Here is a 13,054-nt window from a genome sequence, read left to right on the forward strand (position 1 = left end):
CGGGCGGCCTTCGCCGCCTTGTTTCACCAGCGGATATCGCACCATGAAGATCACCAAGCTCACCACCTACATCGTTCCGCCGCGCTGGCTGTTTCTGAAGATCGAAACCGACGAGGGCATCGTCGGCTGGGGTGAGCCGGTTGTCGAAGGGCGTGCCCTGACGGTCGAGGCTGCCGTCAACGAGCTCTCGGACTATCTGATCGGCAAGGATCCGCTGCTGATCGAGGATCATTGGCAGGTCATGTATCGCGGCGGCTTCTACCGCGGCGGTGCGGTCCACATGTCGGCGATTGCCGGCATCGACCAGGCGCTCTGGGACATCAAGGGCAAGGCATACGGCCAGCCGGTGCATGCGCTGCTTGGCGGCCAGGTGCGTGACCGTATCAAGGTCTATTCCTGGATCGGCGGCGACCGTCCGTCCGACGTCGCCAACAATGCGCGCGACGTGGTCGCCCGCGGCTTCAAGGCGATCAAGCTTAATGGTTGCGAGGAAATGCAGATCGTCGACACCTGGGAAAAGGTGGAGAAAGCGGTCGAAACCATCGCGACGATCCGCGAGGCGATCGGCCCGCATATCGGCATTGGCGTCGATTTCCACGGCCGCGTGCACCGGCCGATGGCGAAGGTCCTGGCGAAGGAGCTTCAGCCCTTCAACCTTATGTTCATCGAAGAGCCGGTGCTTTCGGAAAACCGCGAAGCGCTGAAGGAGATCGCCAACCATTGCTCGACGCCGATCGCGCTCGGGGAGCGGCTCTATTCGCGCTGGGACTTCAAGTCGGTGCTGTCCGACGGCTATGTCGATATCCTGCAGCCGGACCTGTCACATGCCGGCGGCATCACCGAATGCCGCAAGATTGCTGCTATGGCGGAAGCCTATGACGTGGCGCTGGCGCCGCATTGCCCGCTGGGACCGATCGCGCTTGCCGCCTGCCTCCAGGTCGATGCCGTCAGCTACAACGCCTTCATCCAGGAGCAGAGCCTCGGAATCCACTACAATACGGGTAACGACATTCTCGACTACATCTCCAACAAGGAAGTCTTCCACTACGCGGATGGCTTCGTGTCGATCCCGCAAGGACCGGGCCTCGGCATCGAGGTGGATGAGCAATATGTGATCGAACGGGCGAAGGAAGGCCATCGCTGGCGCAACCCGATCTGGCGCCACGCCGACGGCAGCGTCGCCGAGTGGTAAGGAGCGCGGATATGGTGGGTCGCCTTGACGGAAAACGCGTCGTCGTCACCGGCGCCGCACAGGGGATCGGCCTTGCGATCGCTGAAAGCTTCCTTGGCGAGGGGGCGCGCGTCTTCCTCATCGACCGTGATGGCGACCTGTTGGCGAGCGAAGCCGGGCGGCTGCGTGCTGCGGGCGGGAAGGTCGGCAATACCACGGCCGATATTACCGATGCCGATGCCATCGAGCAGGCCGTTTCTGCCGCCGCCCGTGAGATCGGCCAGCCGAATGCGCTCGTCAACAATGCCGGTGTCAACGTCTTCTTCGAGCCGTTGAAACTCTCGGATGCCGATTGGCAGCGTTGCTTCGACATCAATCTCAAGGGTGCGTGGAATTGCAGCAAGGCCGTGCTGCCGGGCATGATTGCGGCGGGCGGCGGCGTCATCCTCAATATCGCCTCGACCCACGCCTTCACCATCATCCCGCACACCTTCCCCTATCCCGTCGCCAAACATGCGCTTCTCGGCATGACCAAGGCGCTCGGCCTCGAATATGCCGGGCAGGGCGTGCGTGTGAATGCGCTGGCGCCGGGCTATGTCCGCACGCAAAAGGCCGTGGAATACTGGAATTCGTTTCCCGATCCGGTCGCCGCCGAGGCGGACACGATGAAGCTTCATCCCGGCGGCCGTATTGCCAGCCCGGAGGAGATCGCCAAGGCCGCACTCTTCATGATTTCGGACGAGTGCCCTTTCATGAACGCCACTTGCCTGACCGTGGATGGTGGCATGAGTGTGCTGCATCATCCCTGAACGACCACTTCGACAGCTTCCCTCGACTTTTTGCGGCCTCCGGTGTCTCCCGCCGGAGGTTTTTCTTTGCCTTACGGTCGCGGGTTCGGCGCTTGACGGAAAATAACTCCGATTATATGAGAAATAAATGAGCGGAGGCGCTCAACGTCGTCGGGGAGGGCACATGTCCAGAAAATTGAGATCACAGAATTGGTTTGGCGGACTGGACAAGGACGCCTTCATTCACCGCAGCTGGATGAAGAACAACGGTTTGCCTGACGATGTCTTCGACGGTCGGCCGGTGATCGGCATCTGCAACACCTTCTCCGAGCTGACGCCTTGCAACGCGCATTTCCGCGGACTGGTGGAGCACATCAAGGCGGGCGTGCTCGAGGCAGGTGGGCTGCCGCTGGAGTTTCCGGTGTTTTCCTGCGGCGAGTCCAATCTGCGGCCAACCGCCATGCTCTTCCGCAATCTCGCCTCGATGGACGTCGAGGAGGCGATCCGCGGCAATCCCATCGACGGCGTCGTGCTGATGGCGGGATGCGACAAGACCACGCCGTCGCTGGTGATGGGGGCCGCGTCCTGCGACCTGCCCTCGATTGTCATCTCCGGCGGACCGATGCTGAACGGCCGCTTCAAGGGCCGGACGATCGGCTCGGGGACGGATGTCTGGAAGTTTTCAGAAGACGTGCGCGCCGGTGTCATGTCGCAACAGGATTTCATGGCCGCCGAAAACGCCATGTCGCGCTCGCCGGGGCATTGCATGACGATGGGCACAGCCTCGACCATGGCGTCCATGGTTGAAGCGCTCGGGCTGGCGCTGCCCGGCAATGCCACCTTTCCGGCCGTTGACGCCGGCCGTGCCCGGCTGGCGCGGCTGACCGGGCGGCGGATCGTCGAAATGGTGGCAGAGGATTTGCGCCTGTCGAAGATCCTGACCCGTGACGCCTTCGCCAACGCCATCCGCATCAACGGCGCGATCGGCGGTTCCACCAATGCCGTCGTGCATCTCCTGGCAATCGCCGGGCGGATCGGCACGAAACTCTCGCTCGACGACTGGGATCGGCTCGGCCGCGATGTCCCGACCATCCTCAACCTCATGCCTTCGGGTCGCTACCTGATGGAGGATTTCCACTATGCCGGCGGGCTGCCTGCCGTCATGAAGGAGATCGCCGACCTCCTGGATCTCGGCGCGTTGACGGTGACGGGACAGAGCGTCGGCGCCAACATCGAAGGCGTCGAGAACCACAACGATGATGTCATCCTGCCGCTCGATCGGGCTCTCACCGCAAGCGGCGGGATTGCCGTCCTGCGTGGCAACCTTGCGCCTGATGGCGCGATCATCAAGCCTTCCGCAGCGACGCCGACGCTGATGCAGCACCGCGGCCGTGCCGTCGTGTTCGAAACCATCGACCACTACAAGGCGCGGATCGATGACCCGGATCTCGATATCGACGAAACCTCGATCATGGTGCTGAAGAACTGCGGCCCGAAGGGGTATCCGGGCATGGCCGAGGTCGGCAACATGGCTCTCCCGCAGAAGCTCCTGAAAAAGGGCGTGCGCGACATGGTCAGGATTTCGGATGCGCGTATGTCGGGCACCGCCTTTGGCACTGTCGTTCTCCATACGGCGCCGGAAGCCGCTGTCGGTGGCACGCTGGCACTGGTGCAAGACGGCGACTGGATCGAACTCGACGTTGCCGGCCGCCGCCTCTATCTCGACGTGAGCGAAGAGGAACTGGCGCGCCGAAAGGCCGTCTGGACCGCACCGATCCCGGAAATGGCCGGTGGTTACCAAGGCCTCTATGTCGAGCGCGTGATGCAGGCCGACACCGGTGCTGATCTCGATTTCCTCGTCGGCGGCCGCGGCCATGCGGTTCCGCGCGAAAGCCACTGAGGAGGCAACGGTGGACGACTTCCGCATCGAAAACCTTCACGGCATCCACGCGATCCTCTACGCGTTGTTCGACGCAGACGAAAAGCTCGACCGCGCCGCCATGCGACTTCAGACGGAGATCTGCCTGGAAAGCGGCGTGCACGGCATGGCCGGGCTTGGCTTGGCGACCGAAGCCTCAAAGCTCGACGAGGCCGAGCGCATGGCGATCATGGAGTGGCTGGTCGAGGACACGGGCGGCCGTGTACCGATCGCCCTGACGATCTTTGGCGCGTCGGTCGAGGAGCAGGTGCGCCAGGCGCGGCATGCGGCACGGGCCGGCGCCGACTGGCTGATCCTGCAGCCGCCGATGGTCGGCCAGTTCTCGGCCGCCGAATATATTCGCTTCTTCGGCCGCGTCGCCGATCAGACCGATCTGCCGCTTGCCATCCAGAATGCCCCGGCCTTGATGGGCCGCGGGCTGACGGCCGCCGATATCCGCGAGCTCGTACGCCAGCATCCAAATATCCGGCTGGTGAAGGGCGAGGGGCCTGTCGTCGATATCGCCCATCTCATCGAGGTTACGGAGGGCCGGTTGCCGGTGTTCAACGGCCGTGCGGGCCTCGAGCTGCTCGAGAACCTGCGCATCGGTTGCCACGGCCTGATCCTTGCGCCTGACTCGATCGATTACGCCGTGCGCGCCTATGAGTTCTTTTCAGACGGCTGGGACGAGCACGCCGAGGAGGCCTATCGGCAGATGCTGCCCGGTGTGGTCTTCACCATGCAGGGCATTGAGACGCTGCTTTGTTACGGCAAGCGCCTCTTCGGCGAGCGGGCGGGCATAACGATCCACGACCGTGCGCCGGCCATGCGGCCGACCGTGATTGGCATCGAGATGACCCGCCGCTATGCGGCCGCGATGGGTGGCTTTTCCTGATCGGGGCGACCGGCTATGAACGGGGCGGAGATGCAAGGGAGAGTGTGGGCATGAAGGCAATCGCTCGGGAGGATCGCGGCCTGCCGGCCCGCATCGCAGGCGACATCGGCCGGCGCATCACGCTCGGCGAGCTGAAGGTCGGTGACACCCTGCCGAAGGAAGCCGACATGCTGGCGACGCTCGGCGTCAGCCGCACGACGCTGCGCGAAGCGCTGAAGATCCTCTCGACCAAGGGCTTCATCGAGGCGAAGCCTCGCCTCGGAACGCGGGTGCGGCCCGCGGAACACTGGAACACGCTTGATCCCGTCGTGCTTTCCTGGCAGGGCGACGCCGAGGACCAGGAGGCGCTCGCCGAGGAGTTGTTCGAAATCCGCCTTTCGATCGAGCCGCTTGCGGCGCGGCTTGCGGCAAAGCGCGGCTCCGCTGCCGAACACGCCGACATACGCGCCGCCTTTCTGCGCATGGCAGAGGGGGGCGTGCGTGTCGAAGAGGCGATCGAGGCCGATATCGCCTTCCACCTGCAGATCTTCCAGGCGGCGCACAACCGCTTTCTGCTGCCCGTCGCATCCGTCATTCGGGCAGCGCTGTCGATTAGCATCCCGAAGACCATGGCGGCTTCGGGCGGGTTCGGCCAGTCTCTGGCGCAGCATGAGGCGATCCTGTCAGCGATCGAAGCTCGCGACGGCGAGGCGGCAGCGTCCGCGACCGAGACGCTGATTGCGGCGACGTACAAGCGCAATTTCGGCTAGGCACCCGGCGGTTCAGGGCTGGAGCACTGCTCCCGCCACCCTCATTTCCACATGGATCGCATCCGGGCACCGACGTCTATGCGGATCTGTTTGGCACTGCGCTCGCCGGCGGCCGCCGATACCTTCGGCCAGCTCGTCGTCTCGAAAAACTGCAGCAGCGTCGCCGGAATGAAGCGGGTCCGCGAGGCGTAGACGTGCCGGTCGCCCTGGCTGTTCTGACCGTAGGTAAAGAACCTCTGCGGCAGCACCAGCTGGAGATGATCGCGCGCCCGCGTCATGCCGACATAGAGCAGCCGCCGCTCCTCTTCGAGTTCGGCGGTCGTGCCGACGCCGAGGTCGGACGGGATGCAGCCGTCGACGACATTGAGCATGAAGACCGAGCGCCATTCCTGCCCTTTGGCCGAATGGATGGTCGAAAGGATCAGATAGTCCTCGTCGAGCAGGGGCACGCCTGCCTGATCGCTGGTAGCATCCGGCGGATCGAGCGTCAGCTCGGTCAGAAAACGCTCGCGGTTCTGGTAGCCGCCGGCAATCTGCTCGAGCTGCACGAGATCGGCCTTGCGCGTCTCGGCGTCCTCGTGGACGCGGTCGAGGTGGGGTTCGTACCAGGCGCGCGCCGTCGCGATTTCTCCCGGCCAACCTGTTTCGGCCTTCCGCAGAGCGGAAACAAGCTCGACGAAACTCGTCCAATCCGCCCCGCTCTTCGGCGGTGCAGGGATTTCCGCGAGTGCCGCCAAAGGTTCCGGATCGGCGGCGATGGCGTCGAGGATCTTGCCGGCCGTCTGCGGACCGATCCCCGGCAGCATCTGGAGCAGGCGGAAGCCGGCGACGCGGTCACGCGGGTTCTGTGCAAAACGCAAGGTTGCCAACAGATCCTTGACGTGGGCGCTATCGAGGAATTTGAGGCCACCGAACTTCACGAAGGGAATGTTGCGGCGGGTGAGCTCGACTTCGAGCGTGCCGCTGTGGTTGGCGGAGCGAAACAGCACCGCCTGCTGCTTCAGGGTCATGCCGACTTCTCGGTTGGCGAGAACCTGCTCGACGATATAGGCCGCCTGTTCCGTCTCGTCCTTGACGGTGACAAGCTGCGGGCGCTGTTCGGACTGCCTGTCCGTCCAGAGGTTCTTGGTGAACCGCTCCCGTGCCAGCCCGATCACGCCGTTGGCGGCGGCGAGGATCGGCTGGGTCGAGCGGTAGTTTTGATCGAGCGTGATGACGTCGGCAGGCTCAGGCGAAAACGCGTTCGGAAAATCGAGGATGTTGCGAACCGTGGCTGCCCGAAAGGAGTAGATCGACTGGGCGTCGTCTCCAACCACCGTCAGGCCATGGCCTTCGGGCTTGAGCGACAGCAGGATCGAAGACTGAAGGCGGTTCGTATCCTGATATTCGTCGACCAGGATGTGATCGAAACGGCCGCTGATATCCTGTGCCAGTTCTGCGTCGGACACCATCTGCGCCCAGTAGAGAAGGAGATCATCGTAATCGAGCACGTTCTGCGTCTGCTTGGCCTCCACATAGCCGGCAAACAGTTCCTTCAGTTGCTGTTCCCAGCTCACGGCCCAGGGATACGCGGTCTTCAGGACATCGATGATCGCGCTCTCGGAATTCACGACGCGCGAGTAGATCGCAAGGCATGTGCCTTTGGTCGGAAAGCGGCTTTCCATCTTGGAGAAGCCGAGTTCATGGCGGACAAGGTTCATGAGATCGGCGCTGTCTTCGCGATCATGGATGGTAAAATCCGCGCCAAGGCCGATCTGCTCGGCATAGATCCTCAGGATCCGCGAGCCGATCCCGTGGAATGTGCCGGCCCAGGAAAGCGCGTCGGTCATGACCGCGGCATTGTCGCCGAGCACTTGGCGACAGATACGCCCGACCCGGCGCGTCATCTCCGCGGCGGCGCGGCGCGAAAAGGTCATCAGCAGAATGCGGCGTGGGTCCGCGCCGTTGACGATCAGATGCGCGACCCGATGCGCAAGCGTGTTCGTCTTGCCAGACCCGGCGCCGGCGATGATCAGCAGAGGGCCACCGGCCTCGCCATGCGGCAATCCCACACCATGCACCACCGCCTCGCGCTGGCGGTCATTCAGTTTTTCGAGATAGGCGGCGCTCATTCGTGTCCAGGCGTTCTCAGCAAGATTTCCGAATTGTTCCCGTCCATGTCTTTGAAAGACTTCACGGATTCCGGTTCACGGAGATCTGATCCATCGCTTTCGGCAGATGACTCGGAACAAAAATGGAACGTATCAGCTTCGATCGCCGCTGGAAACCCGGCACACCGGCTATCACCAGGTCGCTGGCCGATGGGCAACGCAAGAATGCAATCTCAGGAACGGGTTTCGGACCTTCGCCGGTCGCCGCTTCATACCGATGTGCAGACATCCCTCCGGAGACGACGCGGAGAGATCGATAGGGCGCGTTCAGATCGCCCGGGCCACGACCTGTGCCGCGACCGATACCAGCAGGGCGGCCAGGGCAACGGCCGTGCCAAATCGCGCGATTTTCATGCGGCGGCCACGCGCGCCATCCCAATCATAGCCCATCATTGCTCTCCCTCGGCATCATGCCTGGCGGGGATGGTGGCCATATTTGGTAACGAGGACGTAAACTTGCGGTTGCTACTTATGCGGGCCTTGCCTCCCGCCCGTGCAATCAGGCGCGAACGGGAGGCATAGAAGCAACGATTACAGGCTCTTGCGCGTGACGAAGCGGGTTTCCAGATAGGCTTCGATCGCCTCGGAGCCGCCTTCGGTGCCGTAGCCGGAATCCTTGATGCCGCCGAAGGGGACTTCTGGCAGCGCCAGGCCAAGATGGTTGATCGAGATCATTCCGCTCTCGACCTCGGTGGCGAGGCGATGGGCGCTTCTTTCCGAACCGGTGAAGGCATAGGCCGCAAGTCCGAACGGCAGGCGGTTGGCCTCGTTGATCGCGTCGTCCAAAGTGCCGAAGCGGTTGATGATGGAAACGGGGCCGAAGGGTTCGTCGTTCATGATGCGGGCGCTGAGCGGCACGTCGGCAAGAACCGTCGGCTCGAAGAAATAGCCGCGATTGCCGATGCGATGGCCACCGGTTGCCAGCCGGCCGCCATGCTCGACGGCATCGGCGACCAGGCTTTCGATCGCCGGGATGCGCCGCTCATTGGCAAGCGGTCCCATGTCGATGCCGGCTTCCAGGCCATTGCCGACCTTGATCTTTTTCGATGCGGCAACGAAGCCTTCGAGGAACTGGTCCGCCACCCGTTCCTGCACCAGGAAGCGGGTCGGCGACACGCACACCTGCCCGGCATTGCGATACTTGCTGCCGGACATGATCGCGACCGCCTGCTCAATGTCGGCGTCTTCGGTGACGATGACCGGGGCATGGCCGCCGAGTTCCATCGTCGCGCGCTTCATGTGCTGGCCGGCGAGGGATGCCAGTATCTTGCCGACCGGTGTCGAGCCGGTGAAGGACATCTTGCGGATCACCGGATGGGAGATCAGATACTCCGAGATCACTGCCGGCACGCCGTAGACCAGGTTGACGACGCCAGCGGGAATGCCGGCATCGACGAAGCAGCGGATCAGTTCGGCCGGCGAGGCCGGCGTTTCCTCGGGCGCCTTGACGATGATCGAGCAGCCGGTCGTCAGCGCGGCGGACAGCTTGCGCACCACCTGATTGATCGGGAAATTCCAGGGTGTGAAGGCAGCGACCGGGCCGACCGGCAGCTTGACCGTCATCTGGGTGACATCAGGCGCACGCGGCGGGATGATCTGGCCATAGGCGCGCTTTCCTTCCTCGGCGAACCATTCGATGATCTCGGCGGCGCTGAGGATTTCGCCCTTGGACTGGGAAAGCGGCTTGCCCTGTTCCCGCGTCATCAGCCAGGCGATGTCGCCGGCGCGCTCGCGAAGCAGACCGGCTGCCGTCCGCATGACTTTTGCCCGGTCGAATGCCGAGGTCGACCGCCAGACCTGGAAGCCTTTCTGGGCAGCACTCAGCGCTTCGTCCAGATCCGCGATTTCCGCCCACGCCACATGGCCGATGGCCTCCTCGGTGGCAGGGTCGATGACGGGAATGGTCTTGCCCGCGCGTGCCGGCCGCCAAGTGCCGTCGATGTGAAGGAGGATATCCGGATACTGGGTCATGGGGGAACCTTTGGAGATTGACGTCTATCGCTTCGAATGAGGACGCGCCGCTGGAGAAAGTCGAAAGGCGCGCGATGCGGATCAGTTGGGCGCTTCCGCCGACAATATCAAGACGCGATTTGTCAGGGGCACACCCATCGGATCCGCCGCCCGATGCTGTCAGGCGTTCGATCTCATCGAAGATCATCTCCGGCGGACGTTGGAAATGGAGGCTCTCGGGAGGTCGGCGTCACGGCCGCGACAGCAGCATGGAGATGCCCTGTCCGACGCCGATGCACATGGTGGCGATCGCACGCCTCGCGCCCTGCGCTTCGAGCTCCAATGCGGCGGTCAACGCAAGGCGTGCACCGGACATGCCGAGCGGATGACCAAGCGCGATGGCGCCGCCGTTCGGATTGACATGAGGCGCATCGTCGGCAAGGCCGAGCTGCCGCATGCAGGCGAGCGCCTGTGCGGCGAAGGCTTCGTTGAGTTCGACGACATCGATGTCGCCGATGCCAAGGCCAAAACGTTCCAGCAGCTTTCGCGTGGAAAAGACGGGGCCGATGCCCATGATGCGCGGCGCGACACCCACCGTTGCCATGCCGTCGACACGGGCCAGGGGCTGAAGCCCGTAACGCTCGACTGCACCAGCCGAAGCGAGAACGAGTGCGGCGGCGCCATCGTTGACGCCGGAAGCATTGCCGGCGGTCACCGTGCCATTGGCGCGGAACGGCGTCGGTAGGCTCGCAAGCTTTTCGATCGTCGTCTCGCGCGGATGTTCGTCGTGTTCGACGAGGCTCGTTTCACCCTTGCGTCCCTTGATCGCATAGGGGGCGATCTCGCGGGCGAAACGCCCGCCCTTTTGCGCTGCCGCTGCGCGCGCCTGGCTGCGCAGCGCAAAGCCGTCCTGGTCCTCGCGGGAGATGGAAAATTCGGCGGCGACGTTTTCGGCGGTCTCCGGCATCGAGTCGATGCCGTATTGTTGTTTCATGACCGGGTTGACGAAGCGCCAGCCGATCGTTGTGTCGTGGATCTCGGTGCTGCGCTGGAACGGGCCTTCCGCCTTCGGCATGACGAAGGGTGCGCGCGACATGCTTTCGACGCCACCGGCGACCATGATCTCGGCTTCGCCCAGCCGGATCGCCCGGGCGGCATAGCCGACCGCGTCCAGACCGGAACCACAGAGGCGGTTGATCGTCGTTCCGGCAACGGCCTCCGGCAATCCAGCGAGCAATGCCGCCATGCGGGCGACGTTGCGATTGTCCTCGCCCGCCTGGTTGGCACAGCCAAGCACGACCTCGTTGATCGCCTCGGCCGGAACGGACGCGACACGCGCCAGCGCCGCGCGGATCACATGGGCCGCCAGATCGTCCGGACGGGCGCTCGACAGCGCGCCGCCGTAGCGGCCGATGGGCGTGCGCACGCCGCCGACAATGTAGGCTTCAGCCATGAGATCTATCCTTTGCTTTGCCCGGCGGCGAACATTGGCCCGCCCTTGTGCGCGGGAAATCCGTAGCCGTTGATCATCACCAGATCGATGTCGCCGGGGCGTGCCGCGATGCCTTCTGCCAGGAGTGCCCTGCCTTCATCGTCCATGGCGCTCAGCAGGCGGCGCACGATCTCTCCTGCCGCGAAGGCGCGCGGCGTGATGCCCTTGGCTGCGCGCGCCGCCTCGATCACCGCCGTGACATCAGGGTCGACGGTCCGCTCTCCCTCGGGATAGGCGTACCAGCCGCGGCCACTCTTGCGGCCGAGACGGCCGGCCTCGCAGAGCCTGTCGGCAATTTCGACATAGCGTGCGGCAGGATCGCGGGTCGCGGCCTGTCGCTTGCGCCGTGCCCAGGCGATATCGAGCCCGGCCATGTCGTTGACGGCGAAGATTCCCATCGGAAAACCATAGGCCTCGAGCGCGGCGTCGATCTCGTGCGGGAGTGCTCCATCCTCCAGCATGAACTCCGCTTCGCGGCGATAGGCTGAGAAGATGCGGTTGCCGATGAAGCCTTCGGTGACGCCGGTTACGACCGGCAGCTTGCCGAGGCGTTTGACGAAGGTAAGTGCCGTTGCCAACACGTCAGGCGCCGTCTCGGCACAATCCACGACTTCGACGAGCCGCATCACGTTGGCGGGCGAAAAGAAATGCAGGCCCACGACGCGCGAGGGATCGCCGGTAGCCGCCGCGATCGCATCGGGATCGAGATAACTGGTATTGGTCGCGAGGATGGCGCCGGGGGCGACAATGCCGTCGAGCTTCTGAAACAGCTCCGTCTTGACCGTGAGGTCGTCGAACACCGCTTCGATGACGAGTTCAGCCTTCGCCAGCTCCGCGGCGTCAGCCGTCGTCTGAAGCCGCGCCAGGCATTCTTCGCGCCCATTAGCGGTCAGCCGTCCGGCCCGCACGGTCTTCTCCAGCGTCTCGGTGATGCGCGCCCGTCCACCGGCTGCGGCTTCCTCCGTCTGCTCCAAGGCGACCACGCGGTAGCCGGAGGTCAAGGCGGAGACGGCGATGCCGGACCCCATCAACCCGGTGCCGACCACGCCGACGGTGACGACCGGCCGAGGCGAAACTTTATCGAGCCCCTTGACCTTGCCGGCGGCGCGCTCGGCAAAGAACACATGCCTGAGGGCAGCGGACTCCATGGAATCGCGAAGCCTCAAGAAGGTCGCGCGTTCCTCAGCCAGTCCCTGTTTGAGGTCGAATTCGCCGGCTACCTTGACGAGACGGATTGCCTCGGCGGGGGCCGCCTGGCCGCGGGCCTTCGCCAGAACCTTCGCTTCCGCCGCGCCGACGGCTTCGGCGCCCCCTGGCGGAACTGCGGTCATGCCGGTCCGACGGAGCGGCTTGCCAGCGTGCTCTTGAACGAAAGCCAGCGCAGCAGCGACGGGATCGGCGGCAAGGCTGTCGACAAGTCCAAGCGTCACGGCTTCGGCGGCCTTGACGGCACGTCCGGTTCCGATGAGATCGATCGCTGAGATCATGCCGATCAGGCGCGGTAGACGCTGCGTGCCGCCGGCACCCGGAACCAGGCCGAGCTTGACTTCGGGCAGGCCGAACGATGCCTTCTCGCCGGCGATGCGGCCGTGGCAAGCAAGCGCTACCTCGCAGCCACCGCCAAGGGCGGCGCCGTTGGCGGCGGCGATGACAGGCTTGCCGAAGGTCTCGATGCGCTCGATCACCTCGGGAAGGATCGGTTCGATCGGCGGCTTGCCGAACTCCCTGATATCCGCGCCGCCGATGAAGGTGTTGCCGGCACCGGTGATGACGAGACCCGCAATCGCCGGGTGCTCGGCAACATGATCGAGCGCCGCCGTCAGGCCGGACCGGACATGCGCGGAGAGCGCGTTGACGGGCGGGTTGTCGATGGTAGCGACGAGAACGCCATCCTGAAGTCGGGCGGACACGCTCTCGGAAAATCGGATCTCGGCCATGCTG

Annotated in this window: 10 protein-coding genes; 5 read left to right on the forward strand and 5 right to left on the reverse strand. The window is 64.2% G+C overall.

Translation table 11 applies throughout. The features are described 5' to 3' along the window. The first annotated feature begins 43 nt into the window (after window positions 1-43). From dgoD to I8N66_RS01535, 5 genes are all read left to right on the forward strand, one after another. Window positions 44-1,192, forward strand: a complete 1,149-nt coding sequence (dgoD, locus tag I8N66_RS01515) for a galactonate dehydratase (RefSeq protein WP_291148855.1) — start codon at window positions 44-46, stop codon at window positions 1,190-1,192. An 11-nt stretch (window positions 1,193-1,203) separates the two neighbouring features. After that, window positions 1,204-1,980: an SDR family oxidoreductase gene (locus tag I8N66_RS01520; protein ID WP_291148857.1), complete on the forward strand. Its 777-nt coding sequence runs from the start codon at window positions 1,204-1,206 to the stop codon at window positions 1,978-1,980. Between the two features lie 163 nt (window positions 1,981-2,143). Next, the gene (gene araD / locus I8N66_RS01525) at window positions 2,144-3,859 is read left to right on the forward strand and encodes an L-arabinonate dehydratase (protein ID WP_291148858.1); all 1,716 of its coding nucleotides are present in this window, start codon (window positions 2,144-2,146) and stop codon (window positions 3,857-3,859) included. 10 nt (window positions 3,860-3,869) lie between these two features. Beyond that, window positions 3,870-4,772 carry a dihydrodipicolinate synthase family protein gene (locus I8N66_RS01530; protein ID WP_291148860.1) on the forward strand — a complete coding sequence of 301 codons (903 nt, stop codon included), beginning with the start codon at window positions 3,870-3,872 and terminating at the stop codon, window positions 4,770-4,772. A 50-nt stretch (window positions 4,773-4,822) separates the two neighbouring features. Then, window positions 4,823-5,521 carry a FadR/GntR family transcriptional regulator gene (locus tag I8N66_RS01535; protein ID WP_291148863.1) on the forward strand — a complete coding sequence of 233 codons (699 nt, stop codon included), beginning with the start codon at window positions 4,823-4,825 and terminating at the stop codon, window positions 5,519-5,521. Between the two features lie 41 nt (window positions 5,522-5,562). Here I8N66_RS01535 and I8N66_RS01540 read toward each other — a convergent pair whose 3' ends face one another. The 5 genes from I8N66_RS01540 to I8N66_RS01560 all read right to left on the reverse strand — a co-directional run bounded on the left by I8N66_RS01540 (window position 5,563) and on the right by I8N66_RS01560 (window position 13,050). Then, window positions 5,563-7,632, reverse strand: a complete 2,070-nt coding sequence (locus I8N66_RS01540; protein ID WP_291148865.1) for an ATP-dependent helicase — start codon at window positions 7,630-7,632, stop codon at window positions 5,563-5,565. A 306-nt stretch (window positions 7,633-7,938) separates the two neighbouring features. Beyond that, complete coding sequence (locus I8N66_RS01545) at window positions 7,939-8,061, reverse strand: hypothetical protein (protein WP_291148867.1); 123 nt, start codon at window positions 8,059-8,061, stop codon at window positions 7,939-7,941. 141 nt (window positions 8,062-8,202) lie between these two features. Continuing rightward, complete coding sequence (locus tag I8N66_RS01550; RefSeq protein ID WP_291148868.1) at window positions 8,203-9,642, reverse strand: NAD-dependent succinate-semialdehyde dehydrogenase; 1,440 nt, start codon at window positions 9,640-9,642, stop codon at window positions 8,203-8,205. Window positions 9,643-9,871: 229 nt separating this feature from the next. Continuing rightward, on the reverse strand, window positions 9,872-11,074 hold the full coding sequence (pcaF, locus tag I8N66_RS01555) for a 3-oxoadipyl-CoA thiolase (protein WP_291148869.1): 1,203 nt from the start codon (window positions 11,072-11,074) through the stop codon (window positions 9,872-9,874). Window positions 11,075-11,079: 5 nt separating this feature from the next. Then, complete coding sequence (locus I8N66_RS01560) at window positions 11,080-13,050, reverse strand: 3-hydroxyacyl-CoA dehydrogenase NAD-binding domain-containing protein (RefSeq protein WP_291148870.1); 1,971 nt, start codon at window positions 13,048-13,050, stop codon at window positions 11,080-11,082. Between the last annotated feature and the right edge of the window lie 4 nt (window positions 13,051-13,054).

This window comes from Ensifer sp. SSB1 (genome assembly GCF_016652895.1).
In the GTDB taxonomy this organism is placed as follows: domain Bacteria; phylum Pseudomonadota; class Alphaproteobacteria; order Rhizobiales; family Rhizobiaceae; genus Ensifer.